Here is a 25836-nt window from a genome sequence, read left to right as displayed (position 1 = left end):
GGATGGCTGACCGATACGGGGTTTGTGGTTGACCACCTTGGTGACTCTTAAAGAGGGCGGTCATTCTACGGCAAACCACTGTAATCGCCAATCCTTGTTATAGTCAGTAGGGGTCTGAAGAGAAATATTCTCGTTTGCGGGGATAAAAGTGACCTGACGCAATATTTGTCTTTTGTGGCTTCCTGATAATGTTGTCACAAATAGTGAGGATGACTGCATGGATAAACTACTTGAGCGTTTTCTACACTACGTTTCGTTGGATACCCAGTCGAAAGCGGGTGTGAGACAGGTTCCCAGTACAGAGGGACAGTGGAAGCTATTACATTTGCTCAAACAACAGCTCGAAGAGATGGGGCTGGTCAATGTGACGTTAAGCGACAAAGGGACGCTGATGGCGACGCTGCCGGCGAATATCCCCGGCGATATCCCTGCTATCGGTTTCATTTCACATGTGGATACCTCACCAGATTTCAGCGGCAAAAACGTGAATCCGCAAATTGTTGAAAATTATCGCGGCGGTGATATTGCGCTCGGCATTGGCGATGAGGTGCTGTCGCCGGTCATGTTCCCGGTGCTGCATCAGTTGCTGGGACAAACGCTGATCACCACAGACGGTAAAACGCTGCTTGGCGCGGACGACAAAGCGGGCGTGGCGGAAATCATGACCGCGCTGGCGGTACTGAAAGAGAAAAACATCCCCCATGGCGATATTCGGGTGGCCTTTACCCCGGATGAAGAAGTGGGCAAGGGGGCGAAGCACTTTGATGTCGCGGCGTTTAACGCGAAGTGGGCTTACACCGTTGACGGTGGCGGCGTCGGCGAACTGGAGTTTGAGAACTTCAACGCGGCGTCCGTGAACATCAAGATTGTCGGCAATAACGTTCATCCTGGCACCGCGAAAGGGGTGATGGTGAACGCCCTGTCGCTGGCGGCGCGTATTCATAACGAGGTGCCCGCAGATGAAAGCCCGGAAACCACCGACGGCTACGAAGGCTTTTATCACCTGGCGAGCATGAAAGGCACCGTCGATCGCGCCGATATGCACTACATCATTCGCGACTTCGACCGCAAACAGTTTGAAGCGCGGAAGCGCAAGATGATGGAGATCGCCAAAAAGGTGGGCAAAGGGCTACACCCGGACTGCTATATCGAACTGGTGATCGAGGACAGTTATTACAATATGCGAGAGAAAGTGGCTGAGTACCCGCATATCCTCGACATCGCCCAGCAGGCCATGCGCGACTGCGATATTGAACCGGATATGAAGCCGATCCGCGGCGGCACCGACGGCGCGCAGCTGTCGTTTATGGGACTGCCGTGCCCGAACTTGTTCACCGGCGGCTACAACTATCATGGCAAACATGAGTTTGTGACGCTGGAAGGCATGGAAAAAGCGGTACAGGTGATTGTGCGTATCGCTGAGCTGACGGCGAAGCAGCCGTCGTCTTGTTGAGACCGGATGGCGCCGTATTGTCCGGCCTACGGGAGGTTATCCTGCAGGCCGGATAAGCGAAGCGCCGACTTACCCTTCGAAGAACCAGTAGCCGCTGTTGACCAGCGCGGCCAGCATCGCCAGGAAGGACGGATCGTCCAGCGCATCGCCAAAGTTTTCGGCGGTGAGCACGATGTGGCTGGCAAGCGCTTCCAGCGCCGGACGATGCGGAGAGTCGATCTTCTCGCCGTTGGCGTATACCTCACCGTCCACGCGCAGAACGCGCAAACCACCCAGGCGTACCAGCACGTCGCCCTGCTTCAGGGCATCGTAGATTTCGTCGGGCTGATACGGCGGCTCCGGCGGGGCGATATCCAGCTCGTGGCGAGACTGGGAGATAAATTCCCCAAACCATTGCTTAAAGTGTTCCGGTTGGTTAATCAGATCGAGCATCATCGTGCGCAGTTTGTCCATTTCCTGCGGTAGCACGTCAGCCGGGTGCTCACGTGGGGGAACGTCCGGGTCGCTGTAATACGTGCTGCCCAGTTCGCGTTGCAGCACATAGTCGGCAAACCCGCTGATCAGTTCGCGGGTATTCGGTGCGCGGAAGCCGACGGAATAGTTCATTGCGTTTTCCAGCGCATAGCCTTCGTGCGGGAATCCCGGCGGGATGTACAGGATATCGCCCGGCTCCAGTTCTTCATCAATGATCGCCTCAAACGGATCGACCTGTAAAAGGTCCGGATGCGGGCAATGCTGCTTCATTTGCAACTTTTCACCGACGCGCCAGCGACGGCGGCCAGTCCCCTGAATGATAAAGACATCGTACTGATCCAGATGCGGACCCACGCCGCCGCCGGGTACCGAGAACGAGATCATCAGGTCGTCAATACGCCAGTCCGGCAGGGCGCGGAAAGGGCGCATGAGCGCGGCGGTGGGCTCGTGCCAGTGGTTAACGGCCTGAACCAGCAGCGACCAGTTGTTCTCGCCGAGATGATCGTAGCTTTCAAACGGACCGTGGCTGACCTGCCATTTGCCATCCTGATGGCTTACCAGACGGCTGTCGACTTCGCTTTCCATCGCCAGCCCCGCCAGTTCGTCAGGAGAGAGCGGATCGATGAAGTTATTAAAGCCGCGTTTCAACACCACCGGGCGTTTTTGCCAGTGGCGTTCAAGAAAGTCGGGCCAGTTGAGAGTTAATTGGTATTCCATATTGCGCATCCACAGGCTGTTCGTTGCAACCGATTATAACGGATGCGTAACAGGATGAATGTAGTGAGCGCATATTTATTAGCGAAGGTCCCGTGATTTTCGGCGTTAATCGTCTTTTTGCCCCGGCTGCTGGTGACCAAAAATCACCTCCATTCGGGCGCCGCCCAGCAGACTGTCGCTGGCGATAATCTTGCCGTCGTATTGCTCGGTAATTTCACGGGCGACCGCCAGTCCCACGCCTTGGCCCGGACGCAGTGTATCCACCCGCTGACCGCGATCAAACACCAGATCGCGCTTGCTCTGCGGGATGCCGGGACCGTCATCTTCCACCACAATATGCAGATGGTCGTCGGTCTGGCGGGCGGAAATTTCGACAAATTCGAGGCAATATTTGCAGGCGTTATCCAGCACGTTGCCCATCACTTCGACAAAGTCGTTCTGTTCACCGACAAAACTCACTTCCGGTGAAATATCGAGGCTGATAGTGACGCCTTTACGCTGATAAACCTTATTGAGCGCCGAGGTCAGGTTATCCAGTAAAGGGGCCACCGGATGCAGTTCCCGGCTGAGCAGTACGCCACCGCCGCGCATACTGGCGCGATGCAGGTAATAGCCAATCTGCTGAGAGATACGGCTGATTTGTTCAAGCATCACCGGCTCGGCGTCGCTAACGCTCAGCTTTTCACTGCGCATTGAACGCAGCGTACTTTGCAGCACGGCCAGCGGCGTCTTCAGGCTATGGGTCAGGTCGGTCAACGTGGTTCGGTACTTATCGTAGCGTTCGCGTTCGCTTTTCAGCAGACGATTAAGGTTGCGCACCAGACTGGTCAGTTCGCGCGTGGTTTCCGGGTTTAACTGTTCGCGATGGTGTTCCTCCAGTTCCCGGACTTCGCGCGCCAGCGCCTCGATAGGGCGCAGGCTCCACCAGGCCGCCACCCACAGCAACGGGATCACCAGCAGCAGGTTGGCTGCCAGCACGTAAATAAACCAGCTCCAGACCATATAAGAGCGTTTAAGCTCAATGGGGATCGTGTCGACCACCACAATCGTCAACTGCGGCATACGCGCCGTCGCCGGGTAGACGTTTACCGCGACCGAGTGGGTCATTTCCGCGTCGTCATCGTCTTCCCGTACCTCTTTCAGTTGCGCCTGCACCGAGTGGTCTTCGTTTACCAGCGTGCTGGTGGCGTCAATATCGGCTTCGATTTCGTGAAAACCATTGGTTTTCAGCCAGTCGGGATGAATAAGTTTTACCAGCCACGGCACATTACGCTGCGCCCAGAGCAGCTTGCCGTTTTCATCATAAATCAGCGAGATCGTGGGGCTTTGCATATCGAGATGTTCCGGGATCTCGACATGGATCTTATTGTCCTCCCACCTGGCGAGCGTGTAGAAAAGATTGCTCTCGCCGCGCAGCAGGCGGAAGGTCGTTTTGTCAAAGCTGACGCTATAGCCCACCAGCGCGACTGCGCCATAGGCCAGAGACAGCACCAGTACCACCCCTGCAGTCGCCAGTAAAAAGCGTAGCCGCAGAGACAGCGGAAAAAGGTGACGCAGCAGTTTATTCATTAGCGCAGTTCGAACAGATATCCCTGACCACGGACGGTGGTAATCACGTCATGGGGATACAGCGCCTGAATCTTCTTGCGCAGACGGCCCATCAAGACGTCAATGGTATGACTTTCACGCAGTTCAGCATCCGGATAGAGCTGTAACATCAGCGCATCTTTACTGACCACTTTGCCGTTATTACGGATCAGCGTTTCCATAATGGTGTATTCAAAGGCGGTCAGCTTAATGACTTCATCGTTCACCGACAGTTCACGGCGAGAAAGATCGACCTGGAAAGGGGGAATGGAGATAATCTGTGAGGCATGGCCGCTGTTACGCCGCATCAACGCCTGCATGCGTGCCACCACTTCCTCAATGTGAAACGGTTTGGTGACATAGTCATCCGCCCCCGCGCTCAGCACTTCTACTTTGTCCTGCCAGCCTTCGCGCGCAGTCAGCACCAGAACCGGTAGGGAAACGTCATTCCCGCGCCAGCGACGGATCAGCGACAGCCCGTCTTCATCGGGTAGTCCGAGATCGACGATCGCGATATCTGGCACGTGTTCGTTAAGATAATAGTCGGCCTCTTTGGCATCTTCGGCGTCATCAACCTGATGTCCTGCATCCTGAAGTTGCACCTTCAGGTGGTGGCGTAACAACGCATTATCCTCAACAACCAGTACGCGCATCATCTTTTCTCCCTATATATACGGTATGAATAGTTTAACGCTGATTATGTTGCTGTGGGGATAAACATTTAATAAACCGGGGAAGGGGAAATGCCGGAAGCGCACCGGCACGGAAAACACGTCTGGTCATTGCAGGCCGGATAAGATGCTGCTGCATCATCATCCGGCACAGGCGGGTGGCTTATTTTAGCTCATCAACCATTGTCACGGCGCGACCAATGTAATTCGCCGGGGTCATCGCTTTCAGCCGCGTTTTTTCGTCTTCCGGCAGCGCCAGACCGTCGATAAACTGCTTCATCCCTTCAGCGTCAACGCGTTTGCCGCGGGTCAGCTCTTTCAGTTTTTCATACGGTTTTTCAATGCCATAGCGACGCATTACGGTTTGGATCGGCTCTGCCAATACTTCCCAGTTGTGATCCAGTTCGTCCAGCAGACGATCGCGGTTCACTTCCAGTTTGCTTACCCCTTTCAGGGTGGACTGATAGGCAATCAGCGCGTAACCAATGCCCACGCCCAGGTTACGCAGAACGGTTGAATCCGTCAGGTCGCGCTGCCAGCGGGACACGGGCAGTTTGCTGGCCAGATGTTGCAGAACCGCGTTTGACAGGCCCAGGTTACCTTCGGAATTTTCAAAGTCGATCGGGTTTACTTTATGCGGCATGGTGGAAGACCCGATTTCGCCCGCAATGGTTTTTTGCCTGAAGTGGTTCAGCGCGATGTAACCCCAGACGTCACGATCGAAGTCGATCAGAATGGTGTTGAAACGGGCGATACAGTCGAACAGTTCGGCGATGTAGTCGTGCGGCTCAATCTGGGTGGTGTACGGGTTCCACTGAATGCCCAGCGAGGTGACAAATTCTTCGCTGAACTGGTGCCAGTCAACCTCCGGATACGCGGCGATGTGTGCGTTATAGTTACCGACCGCGCCGTTGATTTTACCCAGGATTTCTACCTGGTTCAGCTGGCGGAACTGGCGCTCCATGCGGTAGGCCACGTTTGCCATCTCTTTGCCCATGGTCGACGGTGTTGCCGGTTGACCGTGAGTACGGGAGAGAAGCGGGATATCACGATACTGAACGGAAAGATCTTTTACCGCGTCGATCATTTTGCGCCAGTACGGCAGGATCACTTCGTCGCGCGCGGTTTTCAGCATCAGCGCATGTGACAGGTTATTAATATCTTCTGAGGTGCAGGCAAAGTGAATGAATTCGGAAACCGCGTGCAGCTCAGGCACCTCCGCCACTTTCTCTTTCAGGAAATACTCGACTGCTTTGACGTCGTGGTTGGTGGTGCGCTCGATGGTTTTAATGCGCGCGGCGTCTTCTTCATTGAAGTTTGCCACGATAGCGTCGAGGAAACCGTTTGCGTCGGCAGCAAAAGCAGGAACTTCCTTGATCGCTGCGTGCGCGGCCAGTTTTTGCAGCCAGCGTACTTCTACCTGTACGCGGAATTTCAGCAAACCGTATTCGCTGAAAATCCCGCGCAGCGCGCTGACTTTATCGCCGTAGCGTCCATCGACAGGGGAAACGGCGGTCAGTGAGGATAATTCCATAGATCACAACTCCGGGGTTAAATGAGCAAGAATTTGTTTTGCCTGAGTGGTCAGGCGATTACGGGAAAACATGAGTTGCAGGCGGCCTCCGCCAACCTGATGCCAGAGCACGGCGACGCGAATCCCTGCCAGCAGCGAGGCGCGCACTTTGGCCTGCACCTGCGGGCTTTGCAGTACGGCGGGGGAACCCGTCACCTGAATACGCGGTCCCAGCGGGCTGATGACGTCGACATAAATGCCGGCCATGGCGCTCATCAGCGTTTCCGATTGAAGATCGAAGTGTTCCAGCTGGCGCTGCAGGCCATTAATACGATCGCCCAGGGTATCCAGCGCGCCTTTGGCGGCGGAGAGTTTGCGCTCCAGCACCATCAGGCTCAGGGTATAGCGGGTTAGCTCTGCGTTTAGCCCCTGGCGACTGCTGGCGTTGAGCACGCCGAGCAGGGTCTCCAGGCCGAGGCGCAGATTGGCTTCGCTACCGCCGAACACCCCCAGCGTTGAGCTGGGGTTCATATCAATGACGCTGTTCAGTGAGACGTGGAGCGCATCGGCATCACAATGTCCCTGGTGCGCCAGTTGTTGCACCAGGCGTGCCGACTGGCAAATACCTGCCAGGGCGAGGGTGATGTCATAGTAATTTTTTGCCACGTTCACTGCTTCCTTGTATTTAAGAGGTAAAAATTAGACCGGCAACGGCAGGCGCTGTTCGATAATGCCGCCGCCGAGGCACACTTCGCCACGGTAAAAGACCGCCGACTGGCCCGGCGTGACCGCGGCAACCGGTTCGTCAAAGATCACTTCGATGCGTTCGTCATCCAGCGCGTTCACGGTGCACGGAATGTCAGTCTGGCGATAGCGTGTTTTCACCGTGCAGCGCATTGTGCCGGTGAACGGCTCGCGATCGACCCAGTGCAACTGTTGCGCCACCAGGCCGACGGACATCAGGCGCGGGTGTTCATGGCCCTGCGCGACAACTAGGATGTTGTTCTCAACGTCTTTATCGACCACGTACCAGGGATCGTCGGTCCCTTCTTTGGTGCCGCCGATGCCGAGTCCTTTACGTTGCCCCAGCGTGTGATACATCAGCCCCTGGTGCTGGCCAATCTCTTCGCCGTCTACGGTAACGATTTTACCCGGCTGTGCCGGCAGGTAACGGCCAAGAAACTCGCGGAACTTACGTTCGCCGATAAAACAGATGCCGGTGGAGTCTTTTTTCTTTGCCGTCACCAGGCCCAGATCTTCGGCTATTTTACGCACCTGCGGCTTGGCCAGTTCGCCTACCGGGAACAGGCTTTGCGCGATTTGTTCATGGCTGAGGGTATACAGGAAGTAGCTCTGGTCTTTATTGCCGTCGAGCCCGCGCAGCAGACGGCTTTTGCCGTCCACATCAGCGCGGCGCACGTAGTGGCCGGTGGCGATAAAGTCAGCGCCTAAATCTTCTGCGGCGAATTCGAGGAACGCTTTAAACTTGATCTCTTTATTGCACAGAATATCCGGGTTTGGCGTACGTCCGGCTCTGTACTCCTCAAGGAACAGCTCAAAGACGTTATCCCAGTATTCTGCGGCAAAGTTAACGGTGTGCAGTTCAATGCCGAGCTTATCGCAGACGGCCTGCGCGTCAGCCAGATCGGCCGCCGCGGTGCAGTATTCCTCACCGTCGTCTTCCTCCCAGTTCTTCATGAACAGGCCTTCTACCTGATAACCCTGTTGTTGCAACAGCCAAGCGGAAACGGAAGAGTCGACACCGCCGGACATCCCGACGATCACTTTTTTTGGGCTTTCTGACATTGGAATACTCACGACATTGAACTTCAAGGCGGCGTATTCTATCACGCACCCCTTTTAGTTGACACCCTCAGTAAACGGCCAGTTAAATTCACCGACCATGTCCAGTGGATAACGCTCTGGCCGCTGATAGCTGCGAATACTTTCGGCCACCAGCGGCGAACGCAGGTTCGGGGCGCGAAGAATCTCTTCTGCGCTGACCCAGCGGCAGCAATCGATATCGCTGTCATGCGGTTCAGTGTCGCACATATTGGCAAGTTCAATAGAGAACAGAAAGCGGAGAAAGGGCGTTTTGTCGGGCGCAATCCATTGATGCATACGAATGAAGTATTGAGGTTGCGCCTTAATCCCGGTTTCTTCCCACAGCTCGCGCGCCGCCGCTTGCACCAGCGTTTCGTCGGCTTCCAGATGTCCGGCAGGCTGATTCCACAACGCTTTGCCGTTTATCGTTTCTTCGACCACTAAAAATTTGTCTTCTGCATGGACGATGCAGGCAACCGTGACGTGTGGTTTGAACATACTTTATCCTTTATTTGCATTGGTGACGTCTCGCCACTCGCCGTTAGCGAGATTATCCAGCGTGTAATCCCCCATGGCATAGCGAATCAGACGCAGCGTCGGAAACCCGACGTGCGCGGTCATACGCCGCACCTGCCGGTTACGCCCTTCATATAAGGTGATCTTCAGCCAGCGGGTAGGGATGGTTTTCCGCTCACGAATCGGCGGGTTGCGCGGCCACAGCCAGTCAGGCTCCGCGACAAGTTCGACGCCGGCGGGCAGGGTGGGGCCATCGTTCAGCGTGACGCCATCGCGCAGCGCGTTCAGCGCTTGCGCCGTAGGGTCGCCTTCAACCTGCACAAAATAGATTTTGCCGGTGCGTTTGCCCGGCTGCGTCAGGCGCGCCTGTAGCGCGCCGTCGTTGGTCAGCACCAGCAGTCCTTCGCTGTCCCGGTCCAGACGGCCTGCGGCATAAATCCCCTGTACGGGGATAAAATCTTTTAAGGTGCGCCGTCCGGCCTCGTCAGTAAATTGTGGCAAAACATCGTAAGGTTTATTGAATAAAACCACGCGTTTTGGCTGGTTTTCTTTGCGCCGCTTAGTGGCTTGTCGCGAGCTGAATCGCTCAACCCGGTGATTTCTAAAAGAAGTTTTCTGCATGGTATTTTCAGATTATAGCAATTGCCGCATTATAGCCTAATCACGAGCGTCTTTCATGGCGGCGAACATTAGGGTAGTATTGACATGCTCATTACAAAACATTAACAAAAAATTGCTCTAACGCATTCGTGCAGCAGGACGCAATGGCACATGCAGCGCGATGACAGACGAGCAAACCAGAAGCGCTCGAAGGAGAGGTGAATGGAAAGCAAAGTAGTTGTTCCGGCGGAAGGTAAGAAGATCACCCTGCAAAACGGCAAACTCAACGTTCCTGAGAATCCGATTATCCCGTTTATCGAAGGCGACGGTATCGGTGTTGATGTAACCCCTGCCATGCTCAAAGTGGTCGATGCCGCGGTCGAGAAAGCCTATAAAGGTGAGCGTAAAATCTCCTGGATGGAAATTTACACCGGTGAAAAATCCACCCAGGTTTATGGTCAGGACGTCTGGCTGCCCCCTGAAACCCTGGATCTGATTCGTGAATACCGCGTGGCGATTAAAGGCCCGCTGACTACCCCGGTTGGTGGCGGTATCCGCTCTCTGAACGTTGCGCTGCGTCAGGAACTTGACCTGTACGTTTGCCTGCGTCCGGTACGTTATTACCAGGGCACCCCAAGCCCGGTTAAACACCCGGAACTGACCGACATGGTTATCTTCCGTGAAAACTCTGAAGACATCTACGCAGGTATTGAATGGAAAGCGGACTCAGCGGACGCTGAGAAAGTGATTAAATTCCTGCGCGAAGAGATGGGCGTGAAAAAAATCCGCTTCCCTGAGCACTGCGGTATCGGTATCAAGCCGTGTTCTGAAGAAGGAACCAAACGTCTGGTGCGCGCGGCAATCGAGTACGCGATCACTAACGATCGTGACTCCGTGACCCTGGTCCATAAAGGCAACATCATGAAGTTCACCGAAGGCGCGTTTAAAGACTGGGGTTACCAGCTGGCGCGCGATGAGTTCGGCGGCGAGCTGATCGATGGCGGTCCGTGGGTGAAAATCAAGAACCCGAACACCGGCAAAGAGATTGTCATTAAAGACGTCATTGCCGATGCGTTCCTGCAACAAATCCTGCTGCGTCCGGCGGAATACGACGTTATCGCCTGTATGAACCTGAACGGCGACTATATTTCCGATGCGCTGGCTGCGCAGGTTGGCGGCATCGGTATCGCCCCGGGCGCGAACATTGGCGACGAGTGCGCGTTGTTTGAAGCGACTCACGGCACCGCGCCGAAGTACGCAGGTCAGGATAAAGTGAACCCGGGCTCCATCATCCTTTCTGCTGAAATGATGCTGCGCCACATGCAGTGGTTCGAAGCCGCAGACCTGATTGTTAAAGGCATGGAAGGGGCGATCGCCGCGAAGACCGTGACCTATGACTTCGAACGTCTGATGGAAGGCGCTAAGCTGCTGAAATGTTCAGAGTTTGGTGACGCGATCATCGCCAATATGTAATTCAGATTCTGGGTTACACCATAACGGGAGCCAGTGGTTCCCGTTTTTTATTTTTTCCGATAACGTCTGCCAGGTATAGACTGACTGCGGGCTGTTAGCGAATGGCTAATGATGCACCACGGTTTTTCCTGGGCGAAAGGTGTTAATACAGATTACGAAAGATAAACATTCGCTGCTGAAGGGCCATGCAGACCGTTTATTCGACAAAACTCAACGCGTAACCCAGGGGTCAGTACTTCTGAATCGCGAAGGCTGAGTGCGGAAATGTGAAGCTGAACATCTTTGCGGCCATCGGAGGGGCTGATTAGACCTTTACCGCTTTTGCAGTCAAAGGTTTTGACAATTCCTGTCATTTTACGGGACAAACAAATTCCTTAATGCTAATTACAGGGTGCACTATACACGTGCTTAAAGAGAACGCCAGAGTTATTTTCTGGCTATAAGGATATCCGGATGGCTAAAATAAACATTGCTTAACGGATACGTCCATGCGTTAATGACATCATCGGTTTAAGAACAAACGATCTATAAAGTTGTTTACTCAAGCAGTTCTCATTTCAGGTATATTCTCTTTGTCCCTTCTTTGAGTCTTCCCACTATTCACTTCGTCGTTTCTGTAAAAACCCTACGCCGGAAGGCTCAAATTAAGGTATCGATCATGTCAATTAAAAAGACAGGCTTAGTAAAAGAATTCAACGCTGAAAAAAGTTTCGGTTTTATTGCTCCGGCTGATGGCAGCAAAGATGTGTTTGTCCCTTCTTCTGCAATTCAGAGCGACAATTTTAAAACGTTAAATGAGGATCAGGACGTCGAATTTAGCGTAGACCAGGGCCCCAGAGGCCCGCACTTTAAGGTGACCGTTATGACTCCTCATATCCACTTCAGATGTCCATGTTGTCATGGTTCTCAGTACAGAACCTCTGCTTTTGATGTTACCGAGAAAAACCCTTTCGGCGCAAAATGCATTTTTTGCAAATCTGTCATGGTGACATTTGACAATATTACACAGTACATTCGTTCCGGTCAGACACCGGTAGACTACCGAAAATAATTGAGGCTCCGCCGGGAGCCTTTTGGCATTTTTATCTCCCTTCCTTTTTGTGATGAAACGCGCTAATCAGGATTATGGTACTCAAGTCGGTATCCCTCCGGACACCTCTGCGCGCAGGGTGGCATTTGTTATCAGCGAGCCGGAAGATGTCGGTGTGAACGAGATTATTTTCCGTCCGATGACGCAGGCGCTGTAAACGGCGTCTTCACATTTTACGCTACCTTACTTTCTGGAATTAATAAGAGCGAGAGCCAAAAGGTTCTCGTTTTTTATTGTCGCGAATACGCTATAAGCAACATAATTCGAGAAATGTTGCTGTGTTAATAAGGAATTTCCGTATTATTTTGCCTTGTTGCGCAGGTCCCGGTTTACTGTTGGTTTACATTATCTGTGTTTAGATGGACGCGTTTGATTTAAGCCTGTCATTGGTTTTTATTCCCTCCCGTGCGTGATTATGCGCAGCAGGTCAATTGTCTTTTAATGAAAGGATACGTCTGGTTTACTGTTGTTATATCAGGTTTTGCCGTGGCGTCCCTGAAGTGAGAAATTAAATGAGCACACAAGGATGGTCAGCAAATACCTCCGCAAGCACTCTTATTCATCATGTTGTTGCCTCTACGCTGGCCTGCGGTTTTGCGGTGTTGTCGCCCGCTGTCGGGGCGGTATCATTAATTCCTGTAGAAACAGAAACGACGAATGAGCGTTGTAATATTAACTGCCTCATTTCTGGCGAGACAGTAATATACAATGGAGATGCTGTCGTAAAAAATATTGTTGTCGAAATGTCTGTTCCGCAAAAAATTAGTGGTGTTTTAGAATTACAGGATAACGCCACGTCTTACGGTACGGTTCTTAACGATAAAGGTTTTGAAAATGTCAGAGATAACGCCGTTGCCAGGGGGACGATTATCAACAGCAATGGTACGCAAAACGTTTATTCTGAAGCGGTGGATACCGTTGTTCAGGGGAGCGGCGGACGCCAGTATGGTTATGAAAATGCGCTAATCACCGGCACTCAGCTCAATAACGGCGGGCAGCAATGGCTCAAGGATAACGCGCATGCAAAAAACACAACGATAGAGGAAGGCTCTTCACAATACCTGAGTGACAGCGCGCGGGTGACAGACACCACGATTAATCACGGCGCGCAGTATATTTCTGGCTTAAATGCGGTTGCAGAAGGTACAACCCTTAATGGAACGGCTCGTCAGCAGCTTACCGGTGGTTTGGCGGTGAATACCACTCTCAACGGAAACAGTGTTCAGACGCTTCAATTCCAGACCTGGGCGCCGGGCTTCGTGGAAAATACGATACTGAATGATAACAGCGTTCAGTATGTTTACTTTTCCGCCTCCACGGCGAAAAAAACGCAGCTTAATGATACGTCGCGCCAGTATATTTATTTCGGCTCGCAGGCCGAAGACACGCATATTAACGGCGGCCATCAGATCGTTTATAGCGAAGGTTATGCGGACAGAACGAGGATTGACGCCGGGATCCAGTCGGTGGCGAATAATGCCATTATTAATGACACCACAATCAATGGCGGTCGTTCTTATTTATATGATGGCGCACGCGCGACTGGTTTTATGAATGTCGGGCAGGCGGGAGGCGTCTATATGGATGCCGGTGCGGTAGCCGATAACATCACGCTAGCCGGGACGCTGTACATTACCGACATTGATAACGACACCGCGGATCTGGACCCGGCTTATGTCGGCAATCTCATTCTCCAGGGAGGAAACGTAAGTTTTCTGCTCGACAGTTACGGCGAATATGCGGCTCTGACCATTGATAATCTTAGCGGCTCAGGTCACTTTTTATTTAACTCATCGCTGGCTAAAAAGAACGCGAATTTTGTCGAGATAGGTCAGGGCGCTGGCAGCTTTACTATCATGGTTTTTGACTCGGGGCATGAAATCGCCGACGACAGGGACCTTACGGTGAATCTTATTCACGATCAACGCGGTGAAGCGGAATTTTCTCTGGTGAGCGCTAATTATCATCGCTCAGCCGCGATTGATGGCGGTACGTATCTTTATACGCTGTATCATCAACAGAATAAGGATGGCTACAGCGGCAATGTCTGGTATCTCGGCGCGATGACCGATGGCAATGAAGGTAACGAAGGCGATGAAGATAATGAAGATAACGAGGGCAACGAGGGCGACGGCGGCAGCGAAGGAGATAATGGGAATAACAATGGCAATGGCGGCGGTTCGCTGATTACGACCCCCTCTACGGATGCAGTCCTGAGCCTGGCGACCGTCGGCCTGAATGTTATGCGTTCAGAAATGGACGGCCTGCGCAGTTACCGTAATCACTCAGGCCGTGAGCGAAAGGCGGGCGAGGGGAATGTCTGGGGCCATTATCTGGGTAAAAAGAGCCACGTTTCGGTCAGTAGCGGTGCTGAATATACGCTGCACCAAAACGGTTTGGAACTGGGCGGAGACCGAATGGCGGAATATCAGGATGGAACGCTTGTCAGCGGCGCGTTTATCACGCTGACCAAAAATCATGTCCTGCACGCCCGGGGCGGAAAAAGCCATGTGGACAGTTACGGTATTGGCGGCTACGCCACCTGGTATCATCACAACGGCGTTTATATTGATGGCGTGGTTAAAGCGAATAGATTAAATAATAACCTCAGGGTGCGTATGACCAATGGTGGTAATGCAACGGGAGAATGGCATCAATATGGTCTGAGCGCCGCGACTGAAAGCGGAATACTTTTCCAGCCGGATGATACCATCACTGTTGAGCCATTTTTTCGCCTTACCGGGACGCAAATTAATGATGCGGATATTCGTTTGTCAAACGGGATGAGGGCGAAGACAGGCGCGGCGCGTTCTCTTATTGCCGGGATGGGTATACGCACGGGAGGCCATTTTTCCAGCCATGACACTGTTATTGCGCCATACATTCAGGTGGAGGTTGAACAGGAATTAGCAAAATCGAATCGCACGGTAATCAATAATGTGAATCATTTTGATAATAATCTTAACGGTACCTCCGGTAAGTATGGCCTGGGTCTGTCTGCCGACGTAACTCGCACCGCCACGCTGTATGGTGAAATGAATTACCGACAGGGTCGCCATATTGAGGAACCCATTCAGGGTGTTGTTGGGATACGGATGCGCTTTTGATTTGCTATCGGCGCGCAAATAATAAGCAAACAGTGAATTAAAGGTGTTTCAAAAGGACTTTAGCTCTTGCAGGGTTAATTTGAGTTATGTATTATTCAGCCCGTTATCACTGATGAGTAAATTCTCAATCAGATAATGATAAACGGCTAACCGCCATTAGCTCATCTGGAAGAGCGAACGACTTTTGTTGTAGGGAACGGGGTTCGAGGCCTCGATGGCGGCCCAAATTTTAAAGGCCTGGACATTTGTCCGGGCCTTTTTCTTTTGTCAGACCAGCAGGTGAATACTGTTCACGACGGGCTTATTTATTCGCATCTTTATAAATGTCGGCGACCGCTTCAAAATTCGGGCCATGCTGACGGGCAGCGACGATGTGATAATATTTGGCGCCTTTTTCATCCGTCAGTTTCGACAGTTCTTCACGCAGATCGCTTGGTGAGGAGATGGCTCCGCCGCTCTGCGAAACGTTTACCGTCCCCACTTTTTCCAGTTTAAAATGATCAACTTCTTCTTTTGAAACCTGGTCAGCGGCAATGGCGCTGAAAGAGAAGGCTGAGACAAGCAGTGTGGTAGCGAAAGCAATTTTTTTCATATCGCGCATCCTTGTTAGGTTGATTGGTGAGAGTGAATTCACACATTTTTTAGTGTAGACCAATTTTCCAGCGAAGCGCTGTTTTCCGCACAGACACCGTCAGGTGTCTGTGCAGGGTTCTGTTCAGAGAAATTACTTTCCTTCCGTCACAATTTTCGCCGCCGCGGCCAGGACATCTTTACGCCATTTCGCATCCTGCCGTGGCTGTGTGAAATAGGTTACCAGCACCAGCGGGGCGCGGTCTTCCGGCCAGATCACCGCGATGTCATTCGTGGTGCCGTAATCACCCGCCCCGGTTTTATCGCCCACCACCCAGCGTGCAGGAAGGCCGGCACGAATGCTCTGGCCCCCGGTGGTGTTGCCTTTCAGCCAGTCGACAAGCTGCGCGCGCTGGGGACCTGCCAGCGCGTCGCCCAGCGTGAGTTTACGCAGACTTTTGGCCATGGCCAGCGGCGATGTTGTGTCGCGCTCATCGCCGGGAATGGCGGTGTTTAATTCCGGCTCTTTACGATCGAGACGAAACGTCGTGTCGCCAATGGAACGTGCAAACGCCGTGACGTTGCCGGGGCCGCCAAGATGCGCCAGCAGTTTATTCATGGCGGTATTATCGCTGTACTGTAACGTCGCTGCGCTTAGCTCAGCTAATGTCATCGTATTACCCACATATTTCTCTGTTACGGGATTCCAGTTGGTCAGATCGGCTTTTTTAATGGTCATTTTTTGCTGCAAAATACCGTCATGGGTTTCACTCTGTTTTAATACCGCGGCGGCGGTCATGACCTTACTGGTGCTGCACATCGCAAAACGCTCGTCTGCGCGGTACAGCACCTGCGAATTATCCGCGGTATTAATCAGCGCCACGCCCAGGCGTCCGCCAGATTGCTTTTCCAGCGCCGCCAGCTTTTTCTGAACCTGCTGCACGTCTGACGTCGCCTGCGCATGCAGTGAAGTGCTACTAAAAATGAAGGGCATAACAGCGGCAGCGATAAATACCGTCTGGCGAAACCGTTCTTTAAGCATACAAAACCTTCTTAATCGTCAATGAATGGGTAAATAAGGGCACTTTTGTTTTTGAGGCAGAAATATCCAGGCCAGAGACATCAATAAAAATAAAATGTTTCCCGGTTGCCGGCGTGATGCACTATCTCCATTCAGCGCTTGCTTAACAAGCGAGAAGAATTTACCCTGGATAAAAGAAAATCTTATGAGTCTTTTCGATGCGTTCTCATCTTCCTCTCAATGCGCTACGCGCCTTTGAAGCTTCCGCCCGTCATTTGAGCTTTACGCGCGCCGCGCTTGAACTTTGCGTAACGCAGGCGGCGGTCAGCCAACAGGTACGAATACTTGAAGATCGCCTGAACCGGGTGCTGTTCAAGCGTCTGCCCAGAGGGCTGGAGATGACGGATGAGGCGCAGGCGCTGTTTGCGGTGCTGACCGATGCGTTTGGGCAAATCGACACCATTTTCCGCCAGTTTGAAGGAGGAGAATACCGTGAGGTGCTCACCGTCGCGGCGGTTGGGACTTTCGCTGTTGGCTGGCTGCTACCGCGCATTGAACAATTCCGGCAAGCGCATCCGTTTGTCGATCTGCGTTTGCGCACCAATAACAACGTGGTAAACCTGGCCGCAGAAGGGCTGGATTTCGCCATCCGCTTTGGCAGCGGTCAGTGGCCCGCCACCCATAACGAAATGCTGTGCGAGGCGCCGCTGACGGTGCTTTGTTCGCCCGATACCGCGCAACGACTGTCGCATCCCGCCGATCTCCTGCAAGAGAATCTTTTACGCTCTTACCGGGCAGATGAGTGGGATGCCTGGTTTGCGGCGGCAGGGGTTAGCGCTGAGCGAATCAATGGCGCAATGTTCGACTCATCGCGCCTGATGGTTGAAACGGTCATCCAGAGCGGCGGCGCGGCACTGGTTCCGGCAAAAATGTTCAGCCGCGAGCTGGCGAGCGGGCAGCTTGTGCGTCCTTTTGCTAATGAAGTCGATATGGGCAGCTACTGGCTCACGCACCTGAAATCGAAGCCAGTGACCCCGGCAATGGAAATCTTTCGGGACTGGATTGTAAAGGCAGAATAAACGGGAGCCAGCGGACTCCCGTTCGGGGATCAGCGTACCACTAACACCGGGCAGTGCGCGTGGCGAACCACGGCCGCAGCGGTTGAGCCCAGCAGATAGGTTGAAATGCCTGGCTGGTGCGAGGCAATAATCACCAGATCGGCGCTCACCGCCTCCGCCACCTTCAGGATTTGATCTTTAGGTGGACCATACACCACGTGCGTTTGCACTCTGCCTTCAGGGATAGTGAATTGCTTCACGATCTCTTCCAGCTTCTGCAAGGCTTTGGCCTGTAAACCGTTCCTGTCCGGTAATTCGCCGGAGTAGGCAAGCCCCATGGAAGCATAGAAGGGGACTGACGGGATCACCGCCAGGAAGTGGACTTTTGCCGCTTTGGTGTGCGCCTCAACCTGGGGGATGAGCTGGCGGGTCAGATCGGATTCAGAGATATCAATTGGAACCAGAACAGAACGATACATAGTATTACCTCCTGTTTTTTATGTCCGCCTCCATCATACCGAATTCGGTTTTTGTAGAAAAAGTGACCCGATCAAAGTTCTGGACAACGGGGCGTGGAATATGTGATTGCCGACACGAAATGGAAAAGGATTCTGCTATTCGGAAAAAAGTGAATGCGCCTTACCGCCTGGCGAGGTGGGAAATTTTGTGCAGACTTATCTACTCCTCTGACAAAAATAAGGAGTGAGTTATGCAGCAAGAACACCGTGAATGTATTGATATGTGTTATGCGTGTGCGGCAGCATGCGATCACTGTGCTGCGTCATGCCTGAATGAACAAGATATCGATATGATGAGAGCGTGTATCCGTCTGGATACCCAGTGTGCCGCAATGTGCCGTCTGGCGGCGCAATTTATGGCCCTGGACAGCGATTATCTCAGTCAGGCGTGTCGTCTTTGCGTGGACCTGTGCAAGGCCTGCGCCGAGGAATGTGCCCGACATGAGCACCAACACTGTCAGGCGTGCGCCCAGGCCTGCAATGCGTGCGCCGACGCCTGCCTGAAGATGGCTGCCTGACAGCCTCCTGCCATTGGCCACCCGCGCGGTGGCCGTTGATTTCCGGCCTGCTTTTCCTCGTTGTTTTCATCGGGACAGTTGAATATCTTCTTTTGTTATAATATAACATTGCATCTTTATGGATGAACTGAGGGTGCAATTGTGGTTATTCGTTTTAAAAAACTATCGCTGTTTCTGGGAATGCTGCTGGCGAGCGGTTATGCCTTCGCACACGGTCACCATTCACATGGCGCTCCGCTGACAGAGGTGGAACAGAAAGCGGCCGAAGGCGTATTCGACGATAAAAACGTTCGGGACAGGGCGTTGACCGACTGGGACGGTATGTGGCAATCCGTTTACCCGTATCTGGTCAGCGGCGAACTGGATCCGGTGTTTACGCAGAAAGCAGAGAAAGATAAGCGTAAATCAGCAGAGGAAATAAAAGCGTATTACCGCAAAGGATATGCAACGGATGTCGAAACGATCGGTATTGAAAACGGCGTGATGGAGTTCCATACCGGCGATCAGGTCGCCTCCTGTAAATATGACTATGCTGGACACAAGATCCTCACCTATACCTCGGGTAAGAAAGGCGTCCGTTATCTGTTTGAGTGCAAAGAGGCGAACAGCAACGCGCCGAAATATGTGCAGTTTAGCGATCATATCATCGCTCCGCGCAAGTCGAGTCATTTCCATATCTTTATGGGCAATACCTCACAGCAGGCGCTGCTGGAAGACATGGATAACTGGCCAACCTATTATCCATACCAGCTTAAGGCCCAGGCCGTGGTGGATGAAATGCTGCATCATTAAATCCTGTGAACCCGTCGCATGCCGACGGGTTTTCAGTTGGCGCTTTTATAATCGTTCGAATGAGCCGCACAAAATTTTTTTCTCCCCGTAAATAAATAAAATCAACATGCTGCAGTTTAACGCCCGCCAACACGCGCTGTTCGCCGCTTGATCTCGCCTTTGTTTAAATCTACTGTATATAAATACAGTAGATATATGGATGTGTGATGATGATGTTCTACAGACCCGTTGACTTGCGCCAGATTGTAACGACTCCGCTTTTTGCCGATATCGTTCAGTGCGGATTTCCCTCTCCCGCGCAAGATTATGTGGAACAACGGATCGACCTTAACGAACTGCTTATTCAGCATCCCAGTTCAACCTATTTTGTCCGCGCCGCTGGCGACTCGATGATTGAGGGCGGTATTGGCGACGGGGACTTGCTGGTGGTGGACAGCGCGCTTCAGGCGACGCACGGTGACATTGTGATTGCGGCAGTTGAAGGGGAGTTTACGGTAAAGCAGCTACAGCTGCGGCCCACGGTGCAGTTAAACCCGATGAACAGCGCCTGGTCGCCTATCCGCGTGAGCAGTGAGGATACGCTGGATATTTTCGGCGTGGTTACGCACATCATCAAAGCGACAAAGTAATCATGTTTGCGCTGGTGGATGTGAATTCCTTTTACGCATCCTGCGAAACCGCCTTCCGGCCGGATCTGAAAGGTAAGCCAGTGGCCGTGTTATCAAACAACGATGGTTGCGTCATCGCCCGAAGCGCAGAAGCAAAGCGGCTGGGCGTGAAAATGGGCGATCCCTACTTTAAGCAAAAAGATCTGTTTCGTCGCTATGGCGTCGTCTGCTTCAGCAGCAACTACGAACTGTACGCCGATATGTCTAACCGGGTAATGACCACGCTGGAGGAGCTGACGCCGCGCGTGGAAATATACAGTATTGATGAAGCGTTTTGCGATCTGACGGGTGTACGTCATTGCCGGGATCTGACCGATTTCGGCATGGAGATTCGCCGCACGCTGCTGCAGCGCACGCATCTGCTGGTTGGTGTCGGGATCGCCCCAACCAAGACGCTGGCGAAGCTGGCGAACCACGCGGCAAAGCAGTGGCCGCAGACAGGCGGGGTGGTGGATCTGTCGAACGTGGATCGCCAGAGAAAGCTAATGGGGTTAATGCCGGTCAGCGAGGTGTGGGGCATTGGGCGGCGCATTGCGAAAAAGCTGGAAACAATGGGCATCGAAAACGTACTGCAGTTGGCGGAGACGGATATTCGCTTCATCAGGAAAAATTTCAGCGTGGTGCTTGAAAGAACGGTGCGCGAGTTGCGCGGCGAACCGTGTCTGGCGCTGGAGGAGTTTTCAGCCGCCCGGCAGGAGATTATCTGTTCCCGCTCTTTTGGCGAGCGGGTGAGTGACTACGAGCAGATGCGTCAGGCCATTTGCAGCCACGCCACGCGCGCGGCGGAAAAGCTTCGCGCGGAGCATCAATACTGTCGGCATATTTCCGCCTTTGTGAAAACCAGTCCGTTTGCGGAAAATGAAAAATATTACGGCAATTATGGCTCGGTCGAATTGTTGACGCCCACGCATGACAGCCGGGACATTATTAACGCGGCGATCCGCTGTCTGGACGCGATCTGGCGTGACGGTCACCGTTATCAAAAAGCGGGTGTGATGCTTGGCGACTTTTTCAGCCAGGGCGTGGCGCAGCTTAATCTGTTTGACGATAACGCACCCCGTCCGGGCAGTGAAAAGTTGATGAGCGTGCTGGATAAGCTTAATGCGCAAGAGGGAAGGGGAACGCTCTATTTTGCCGGGCAAGGCACCACCCAGCAGTGGCAAATGAAACGAGAGATGCTCTCTCCCCGCTACACTACGCGCGTGTCGGATCTGCTGGTCGTCAGATAAAACACCCGCCAACGCGGAATCTCCGTTTAAGGGATTTCCCTTTCCATCATCAGGTGCATTGGTTAGCATATTGTTTCGCAGCTAAGCGTATGTGTTGTTTCAGGAAGAGGTTAACGTGTTTGCAGAGTATGGCGTACTGAATTACTGGACCTATCTGGTGGGGGCGATTTTTATTGTATTAGTGCCGGGGCCGAATACGATATTTGTTTTAAAAAACAGCGTCGGGCGAGGGATAAAGGGCGGCTATCTTGCCGCGAGCGGTGTGTTTATTGGCGATGCGGTGCTGATGTTTTTAGCCTATGCGGGCGTTGCGACGCTGATTAAAACCACGCCGGTGCTGTTTAATATCGTGCGCTATCTCGGTGCGTTTTATCTGCTTTATCTTGGCGCGAAGATCCTCTGGTCCACGCTTAAATCAAAGGGCAGTGGGGCCTCTGAAGACGCCGTGCCTTTCGGTGCGATTTTTAAACGCGCGCTCGTACTGAGCCTGACCAATCCAAAAGCGATTCTTTTCTACGTCTCCTTTTTTGTGCAGTTTATTGATGTTAACGCGCCGCACGCGGGACTGTCATTTTTCATTCTGGCGGCCACGCTGGAAGTGGTGAGCTTTTGCTATCTGACTTTCCTGATCCTCTCCGGCGCGTTTGTCACCCAGTACATCCGCACAAAAAAGAAACTGGCGAAGGTGGGAAATTCACTGATCGGCCTGATTTTCGTCGGATTCGCGGCACGACTGGCAACGCTGCAATCGTAAATCTGTTAGCCCGCTATACAGCGGGCTTTTTTGTATCGGAAGCGCAGAGAAACAGTGAGCCATAGCGGTTCACTTTTAAATAAACTCGTGTAAAATCCGTGCTTTATATTTTATTGGCAGGGTAATGGATGAAATATCGTTCAGATATTGACGGCATCAGGGCGATTGCCGTATTGCTGGTGGTGCTATTTCACGCCGGGTTTACAGTATTCGCATCCGGTTTTATTGGGGTTGATATTTTCTTCGTTATTTCTGGCTTCCTCATTGCCTCGATAATCAAAGACAGAATGGATGCGGGTAAATTTAGCTTTAGCGACTTTTACCTACGCAGGCTATGGCGCTTGCAGCCTGCTATGCTGGCGATGATGGCTTTTTGTTTCGTCCTGGCTTCGGTATTCTGGTTACCTGAAGATTACGCACCTTTTCTTAAAAGCATAAAACAGACCTTACTGATCGTCTCAAACCGCTATTTTGGTGATGAAACGACCGCGTATGCAGCGCCTGACTCGAACGCGATGTTATTGCTTCATACCTGGTCACTGTCTATTGAGTGGCAATGGTATCTTTTTTTTCCGATTATTTATTATTTTTTCCGTAAGAAAACAAATGAGCGAACGATTAAGTGCGGCTCGCTGCTGATAACGGTAGTGGGTATCGCAATTACCTGGCATTATACGTCTGCACAGCCGACGAAAACCTATTATTTTTTCGCTTCCCGGTTCTTTGAATTTATGCTTGGTGTCTGCGTATGTATTTATCTGCCATTGGCAAAAAGAGTAAATACAGTTGCGCTTAATATTATTTCACTGCTTGCGATTTTTGTTATTTTTACTATCAGCTTCAGAACGGATGTCATTCTGGGTTATCCCAACGTTTATACGCTGGCGGTTTGTCTCAGTACAGCAATAGTGATTTTTAGCGGCTCCCGGGAAAATATCCTAATCAATAATTGCTTATCATTCTCCCCTCTCGTATGGCTCGGTAAAATCTCGTATTCACTGTATCTTTTCCACTGGCCTATTTTCGCGACATTGCACTATATAGGGATTACCCATGTCTATGCCCGACTGGCAGGCCTGTGTTTGTCTATTCTTTTAGCGGTGGGATCATACTATTTTGTTGAAAAACCCTATAGAAAGCCCCGGCAGTCTTTGAAAAAAACGCTGATTATCTTGCTGGTCGCGCCACTGCTCGCCATTATCGTTTTGATCCCTGTCAGCAAGCATTTTGATGGTTTTAGTTATCTCCGGTTTGGTGAGACGCTTCATCATATCAATAGCGTTCTGAAAGAGACAAAGTTAAAACAGCGGCAGGACTGTATGAATGCGAATGTATCAGGAACCGATATGGCGTGTGTGGTAGGGGATAAAACCTCTTCAGAACGTGCGATACTGATGGGCGATTCGCATTCCAATCAGTACTGGAATTTTTTTGATGTCATGGGAAAAAATGCAAAAGTTGCTGTGGATATGAAAGCGACTTCGTTGTGTCTGGCGATTCCGGGCGTATACCATGATGATTTATATACTTATAAAGGCGATCATTATCAGATTTGCCACGAAAACGTCGAAAAATATTATGACGCTATTCGAAGCCATAAGTATAAATACGTCATCATTTCTCAGGTATGGGAAAACTATGCGGCGTTCAGGGTGAGAGATCATATTAATGATACCCCATCACAAACTGAGTCCATCAATATTGTGACCCGCGCGACCGGGCAGGCTGTACAAGCCATTATCGATGCTGGCGCGCAGCCGATTCTTGTGAAAAGCATGTTCCCGATGCCGGAAAATTATCTGACTTGTTTCTATGAGCATTTTAAAACACGGGGCGAGTATGAGCATCAATCCTGTAATCCGCAGCCGCAAATCAATCCGGCGGTGTGGACAGAAAAAATGTACGCAACGCTGCAGACAAAGTTTCCATCTCTGATCGTTATCGATCCAAAAAGGGTGCAATGTCCTGACGGAATCTGCAAAACAGAAATTAACGGGATCCCGTTGTACCGTGACGTTGGGCATCTGAACGATTACGCCACTAAAAAGTTAGCAGAGAGCTGGCTGAAACAATACGGCAATCCGCTCATCCCGCCGGGTAGATGATGTCATGGGGCGAGGCGCACAAGTAGGCGTGTCGCCCCGACAGTGGAAAAGAAGCATGTGCCCCTTTTGGTGTATTTAAAATGCCAGTTATGAGGCGTAACCTTTCTGGAACAGCGGGTTAAACACAACCGCATCTATCGACTGGATGAGGGAAGAACATGCTTCAGATTCCACAAAACCATATCCATACGCGCTCCACGCCGTTCTGGAATAAAGAGACCGCGCCTGCCGGAATTTTCGAACGCCACCTTGATAAAGGAACCCGACCGGGGGTGTATCCCCGCCTGTCGGTGATGCAGGGGGCGGTCAAATATCTCGGCTATGCCGATGAACACAGTCCGGAACCGGAAAAAGTGATGATCATCGAAGCCGGTCAGTTTGGTGTTTTTCCACCTGAAAAGTGGCACAACATCGAAGTGATGACCGATGACACCTATTTCAATATCGATTTTTTCGTCGCGCCGGAGGTTCTGCTGGAAAGCGCAAACCAACGAAAAGTCATTCATACCGGGAAGAAATAATCATGGGAAAAGCAACCTATACCGTCAGCGTGACGAATAACAGCAATGGTGTGTCTGTCGATTATGAAACCGATGCGCCGATGACCCTGCTGGTGCCGGAAGTGGCCGCTGAGGTGGTCAAAGATCTGGTGAATACGGTTCGTTCATACGATACGGAAAACGAGCACGACGTCTGCGGCTGGTAAGACCGTCGGAAATAACAACCGTACTGCATACAGGCGATGCAGTACGGTTTTTTTTGTCTTTTCGCAATGTTTGACACATCACAGAAATGAATTGAAACGAAACCTTAAGAAAACCTTAAGTTCACCGCATGGATTGCTAAGGTAAGAATATTCGTAAAATTTATGATCGGGTAACAGAACCTTAACAGAACTGATACCCATGAAACTTGACGCACGTTTTTCCTCCACAACCGGCTTTCTTACGCTAGCTGCCGTCGCGATCCCGTTCACCGCAAACTGGCATTTGCCGCTTTTTCATGGCGCGCTTGTCGCGTGGGTTGAGAACGGACAGGCGCTATGGCTACTGTTTGGCGCGTTGTTCACCGCCTGGTATATCCGACCGCTTTCCCGACCTGAAGGCGCGAAACAGTTCTGGTTATGGGCGGTGGTCTGGTGGGTAGTGCTGCTGGGGCGAAGCACCAGTTGGGGACGCGATTATTTTCCTGACGAACCCAGAATACTGTTTCGGGGGATCTCGGTCATACTGATTGCCGCGCTGGTGTTACCGGTTTGCCTGTCTGCTTCACTGCGCCGGGAGATTGCGCGTCGTCTGCGTGAGGAACCGCTTCCCGTGTGGCTGTTTGCGCTGACGGCCTGTTCGTTTTTGATTTCGGATACTGTCGAACATCACCGTCTGCTGGCTCCACTCTTTTTGCACGACGTCAACTATACCGATTTGATTGAAGAGTTGTATGAATTGCCCTTTATGGCAGGGCTGTTTTTTATCACGCTGGGATTTATGCGGAAGGATAAACGGCGGGAAGCGCGCGCGCTGCCGCTGGGCGAGCCGCAGCACGTCGGCTATTGAACGCGGCCTGAACCCGCACTGCAGG

27 protein-coding genes, 1 tRNA gene and 1 pseudogene are annotated in these 25836 nt (G+C 52.0%); 17 read left to right on the top strand and 12 right to left on the bottom strand.

The window, feature by feature from the left end:
- Positions 1-217: 217 nt before the first annotated feature.
- Positions 218-1453, top strand: a complete 1236-nt coding sequence (gene pepT / locus HVX72_RS12240) for a peptidase T (RefSeq protein WP_042287643.1) — start codon at positions 218-220, stop codon at positions 1451-1453.
- Between the two features lie 69 nt (positions 1454-1522).
- Here pepT and roxA read toward each other — a convergent pair whose 3' ends face one another.
- The 8 genes from roxA to rluE form a co-directional block, all read right to left on the bottom strand.
- The gene (gene roxA, locus HVX72_RS12235; RefSeq protein WP_042287642.1) at positions 1523-2644 is read right to left on the bottom strand and encodes a [50S ribosomal protein L16]-arginine 3-hydroxylase; all 1122 of its coding nucleotides are present in this window, start codon (positions 2642-2644) and stop codon (positions 1523-1525) included.
- A gap of 105 nt (positions 2645-2749) precedes the next feature.
- Entirely contained in the window at positions 2750-4213 is a 1464-nt protein-coding gene (gene phoQ / locus HVX72_RS12230) for a two-component system sensor histidine kinase PhoQ (RefSeq protein WP_042287641.1), read from the bottom strand.
- Complete coding sequence (gene phoP, locus HVX72_RS12225) at positions 4213-4884, bottom strand: two-component system response regulator PhoP (RefSeq protein ID WP_042287748.1); 672 nt, start codon at positions 4882-4884, stop codon at positions 4213-4215. Before phoP ends, phoQ begins: the two co-directional genes overlap by 1 nt.
- Before the next feature lie 181 nt (positions 4885-5065).
- Positions 5066-6436: an adenylosuccinate lyase gene (gene purB, locus HVX72_RS12220; protein WP_042287640.1), complete on the bottom strand. Its 1371-nt coding sequence runs from the start codon at positions 6434-6436 to the stop codon at positions 5066-5068.
- A gap of 3 nt (positions 6437-6439) precedes the next feature.
- A complete protein-coding gene (gene hflD / locus HVX72_RS12215) occupies positions 6440-7081 on the bottom strand; it encodes a high frequency lysogenization protein HflD (RefSeq protein WP_181821456.1) in 642 nt (213 codons plus the stop codon).
- 33 nt (positions 7082-7114) lie between these two features.
- Positions 7115-8221, bottom strand: coding sequence for a tRNA 2-thiouridine(34) synthase MnmA (gene mnmA / locus HVX72_RS12210; RefSeq protein WP_060569624.1), 1107 nt, complete (start codon positions 8219-8221; stop codon positions 7115-7117).
- Positions 8222-8275: 54 nt separating this feature from the next.
- Entirely contained in the window at positions 8276-8737 is a 462-nt protein-coding gene (locus tag HVX72_RS12205) for an NUDIX hydrolase (protein ID WP_042287638.1), read from the bottom strand.
- Between the two features lie 3 nt (positions 8738-8740).
- Complete coding sequence (rluE, locus tag HVX72_RS12200) at positions 8741-9376, bottom strand: 23S rRNA pseudouridine(2457) synthase RluE (protein WP_042287637.1); 636 nt, start codon at positions 9374-9376, stop codon at positions 8741-8743.
- A gap of 201 nt (positions 9377-9577) precedes the next feature.
- Here rluE and icd point away from each other — a divergent pair, with 201 nt between their 5' ends.
- Entirely contained in the window at positions 9578-10828 is a 1251-nt protein-coding gene (icd, locus tag HVX72_RS12195; RefSeq protein ID WP_042287636.1) for an NADP-dependent isocitrate dehydrogenase, read from the top strand.
- Positions 10829-10980: 152 nt separating this feature from the next.
- On the opposite strand, the gene cspF is transcribed toward icd, so the two are convergent.
- The gene (cspF, locus tag HVX72_RS12190; RefSeq protein WP_042287635.1) at positions 10981-11193 is read right to left on the bottom strand and encodes a cold shock-like protein CspF; all 213 of its coding nucleotides are present in this window, start codon (positions 11191-11193) and stop codon (positions 10981-10983) included.
- Between the two features lie 293 nt (positions 11194-11486).
- Here cspF and HVX72_RS22205 point away from each other — a divergent pair.
- The 5 genes and pseudogenes from HVX72_RS22205 to HVX72_RS12170 all read left to right on the top strand — a co-directional run.
- Positions 11487-11672 (top strand): annotated as a pseudogene (locus HVX72_RS22205) (cold shock domain-containing protein); the annotation flags it as partial.
- 18 nt (positions 11673-11690) lie between these two features.
- Positions 11691-11879, top strand: a complete 189-nt coding sequence (locus tag HVX72_RS22200; RefSeq protein WP_042287743.1) for a hypothetical protein — start codon at positions 11691-11693, stop codon at positions 11877-11879.
- A 22-nt stretch (positions 11880-11901) separates the two neighbouring features.
- The gene (locus HVX72_RS12180) at positions 11902-12075 is read left to right on the top strand and encodes a hypothetical protein (protein ID WP_181821454.1); all 174 of its coding nucleotides are present in this window, start codon (positions 11902-11904) and stop codon (positions 12073-12075) included.
- Between the two features lie 586 nt (positions 12076-12661).
- Positions 12662-15025: an autotransporter outer membrane beta-barrel domain-containing protein gene (locus tag HVX72_RS12175; RefSeq protein ID WP_181821453.1), complete on the top strand. Its 2364-nt coding sequence runs from the start codon at positions 12662-12664 to the stop codon at positions 15023-15025.
- 150 nt (positions 15026-15175) lie between these two features.
- Positions 15176-15250: transfer RNA gene (locus tag HVX72_RS12170), tRNA-OTHER, on the top strand.
- A 76-nt stretch (positions 15251-15326) separates the two neighbouring features.
- On the opposite strand, the gene HVX72_RS12165 is transcribed toward HVX72_RS12170, so the two are convergent.
- Entirely contained in the window at positions 15327-15617 is a 291-nt protein-coding gene (locus tag HVX72_RS12165) for a DUF1471 domain-containing protein (protein ID WP_181821452.1), read from the bottom strand.
- A gap of 132 nt (positions 15618-15749) precedes the next feature.
- Complete coding sequence (blaSED, locus tag HVX72_RS12160; RefSeq protein ID WP_060569629.1) at positions 15750-16637, bottom strand: SED family class A beta-lactamase; 888 nt, start codon at positions 16635-16637, stop codon at positions 15750-15752.
- Positions 16638-16834: 197 nt separating this feature from the next.
- Between blaSED and HVX72_RS12155 the strand changes: the two genes are divergently transcribed.
- A complete protein-coding gene (locus tag HVX72_RS12155; protein ID WP_181821451.1) occupies positions 16835-17695 on the top strand; it encodes a LysR family transcriptional regulator in 861 nt (286 codons plus the stop codon).
- Positions 17696-17724: 29 nt separating this feature from the next.
- On the opposite strand, the gene uspF is transcribed toward HVX72_RS12155, so the two are convergent.
- The gene (gene uspF, locus HVX72_RS12150; RefSeq protein WP_042287629.1) at positions 17725-18153 is read right to left on the bottom strand and encodes a universal stress protein UspF; all 429 of its coding nucleotides are present in this window, start codon (positions 18151-18153) and stop codon (positions 17725-17727) included.
- Positions 18154-18383: 230 nt separating this feature from the next.
- Between uspF and HVX72_RS12145 the strand changes: the two genes are divergently transcribed.
- From HVX72_RS12145 to HVX72_RS12105, 9 genes are all read left to right on the top strand, one after another.
- Complete coding sequence (locus HVX72_RS12145) at positions 18384-18710, top strand: four-helix bundle copper-binding protein (RefSeq protein WP_042287626.1); 327 nt, start codon at positions 18384-18386, stop codon at positions 18708-18710.
- A gap of 180 nt (positions 18711-18890) precedes the next feature.
- Positions 18891-19502, top strand: a complete 612-nt coding sequence (zinT, locus tag HVX72_RS12140; RefSeq protein ID WP_233459199.1) for a metal-binding protein ZinT — start codon at positions 18891-18893, stop codon at positions 19500-19502.
- Between the two features lie 209 nt (positions 19503-19711).
- A complete protein-coding gene (locus tag HVX72_RS12135) occupies positions 19712-20131 on the top strand; it encodes a translesion error-prone DNA polymerase V autoproteolytic subunit (protein ID WP_042287741.1) in 420 nt (139 codons plus the stop codon).
- 2 nt (positions 20132-20133) lie between these two features.
- Positions 20134-21399, top strand: a complete 1266-nt coding sequence (locus tag HVX72_RS12130) for a Y-family DNA polymerase (protein ID WP_181821449.1) — start codon at positions 20134-20136, stop codon at positions 21397-21399.
- A 115-nt stretch (positions 21400-21514) separates the two neighbouring features.
- On the top strand, positions 21515-22153 hold the full coding sequence (leuE, locus tag HVX72_RS12125) for a leucine efflux protein LeuE (protein WP_042287620.1): 639 nt from the start codon (positions 21515-21517) through the stop codon (positions 22151-22153).
- Between the two features lie 128 nt (positions 22154-22281).
- A complete protein-coding gene (locus HVX72_RS12120; protein WP_181821448.1) occupies positions 22282-24258 on the top strand; it encodes an acyltransferase family protein in 1977 nt (658 codons plus the stop codon).
- Between the two features lie 158 nt (positions 24259-24416).
- On the top strand, positions 24417-24779 hold the full coding sequence (yeaR, locus tag HVX72_RS12115) for a DUF1971 domain-containing protein YeaR (protein WP_042287615.1): 363 nt from the start codon (positions 24417-24419) through the stop codon (positions 24777-24779).
- 2 nt (positions 24780-24781) lie between these two features.
- Positions 24782-24964, top strand: coding sequence for a DUF1869 domain-containing protein (locus HVX72_RS12110; protein WP_042287613.1), 183 nt, complete (start codon positions 24782-24784; stop codon positions 24962-24964).
- 199 nt (positions 24965-25163) lie between these two features.
- Positions 25164-25811 (top strand): hypothetical protein, encoded by a 648-nt coding sequence (locus HVX72_RS12105; protein ID WP_181821447.1) that lies wholly within the window; start codon positions 25164-25166, stop codon positions 25809-25811.
- The last annotated feature ends 25 nt before the right edge of the window (positions 25812-25836 follow it).

This window comes from Citrobacter sp. RHB21-C05, from assembly GCF_013889015.1.
Taxonomy (GTDB): Bacteria; Pseudomonadota; Gammaproteobacteria; order Enterobacterales; family Enterobacteriaceae; genus Citrobacter_A; species Citrobacter_A sedlakii.
Note: the sequence above shows the minus strand (reverse complement) of the source record. Positions and strands in the feature narration are given on the sequence as shown.

Coding starts and splice junctions, on each gene's coding strand:
- pepT (WP_042287643.1), top strand. CDS start 218: ATGGATAAACTACTTGAGCGTTTTCTACACTACGTTTCGTTGGATACC.
- roxA (WP_042287642.1), bottom strand. CDS start 2,644: ATGGAATACCAATTAACTCTCAACTGGCCCGACTTTCTTGAACGCCAC.
- phoQ (WP_042287641.1), bottom strand. CDS start 4,213: ATGAATAAACTGCTGCGTCACCTTTTTCCGCTGTCTCTGCGGCTACGC.
- phoP (WP_042287748.1), bottom strand. CDS start 4,884: ATGCGCGTACTGGTTGTTGAGGATAATGCGTTGTTACGCCACCACCTG.
- purB (WP_042287640.1), bottom strand. CDS start 6,436: ATGGAATTATCCTCACTGACCGCCGTTTCCCCTGTCGATGGACGCTAC.
- mnmA (WP_060569624.1), bottom strand. CDS start 8,221: ATGTCAGAAAGCCCAAAAAAAGTGATCGTCGGGATGTCCGGCGGTGTC.
- HVX72_RS12205 (WP_042287638.1), bottom strand. CDS start 8,737: ATGTTCAAACCACACGTCACGGTTGCCTGCATCGTCCATGCAGAAGAC.
- rluE (WP_042287637.1), bottom strand. CDS start 9,376: ATGCAGAAAACTTCTTTTAGAAATCACCGGGTTGAGCGATTCAGCTCG.
- icd (WP_042287636.1), top strand. CDS start 9,578: ATGGAAAGCAAAGTAGTTGTTCCGGCGGAAGGTAAGAAGATCACCCTG.
- HVX72_RS22200 (WP_042287743.1), top strand. CDS start 11,691: ATGACTCCTCATATCCACTTCAGATGTCCATGTTGTCATGGTTCTCAG.
- HVX72_RS12175 (WP_181821453.1), top strand. CDS start 12,662: ATGTCTGTTCCGCAAAAAATTAGTGGTGTTTTAGAATTACAGGATAAC.
- HVX72_RS12165 (WP_181821452.1), bottom strand. CDS start 15,617: ATGAAAAAAATTGCTTTCGCTACCACACTGCTTGTCTCAGCCTTCTCT.
- blaSED (WP_060569629.1), bottom strand. CDS start 16,637: ATGCTTAAAGAACGGTTTCGCCAGACGGTATTTATCGCTGCCGCTGTT.
- HVX72_RS12155 (WP_181821451.1), top strand. CDS start 16,835: ATGCGTTCTCATCTTCCTCTCAATGCGCTACGCGCCTTTGAAGCTTCC.
- uspF (WP_042287629.1), bottom strand. CDS start 18,153: ATGTATCGTTCTGTTCTGGTTCCAATTGATATCTCTGAATCCGATCTG.
- HVX72_RS12145 (WP_042287626.1), top strand. CDS start 18,384: ATGCAGCAAGAACACCGTGAATGTATTGATATGTGTTATGCGTGTGCG.
- zinT (WP_233459199.1), top strand. CDS start 18,891: ATGCTGCTGGCGAGCGGTTATGCCTTCGCACACGGTCACCATTCACAT.
- HVX72_RS12135 (WP_042287741.1), top strand. CDS start 19,712: ATGATGTTCTACAGACCCGTTGACTTGCGCCAGATTGTAACGACTCCG.
- HVX72_RS12130 (WP_181821449.1), top strand. CDS start 20,134: ATGTTTGCGCTGGTGGATGTGAATTCCTTTTACGCATCCTGCGAAACC.
- HVX72_RS12120 (WP_181821448.1), top strand. CDS start 22,282: ATGAAATATCGTTCAGATATTGACGGCATCAGGGCGATTGCCGTATTG.
- yeaR (WP_042287615.1), top strand. CDS start 24,417: ATGCTTCAGATTCCACAAAACCATATCCATACGCGCTCCACGCCGTTC.
- HVX72_RS12110 (WP_042287613.1), top strand. CDS start 24,782: ATGGGAAAAGCAACCTATACCGTCAGCGTGACGAATAACAGCAATGGT.
- HVX72_RS12105 (WP_181821447.1), top strand. CDS start 25,164: ATGAAACTTGACGCACGTTTTTCCTCCACAACCGGCTTTCTTACGCTA.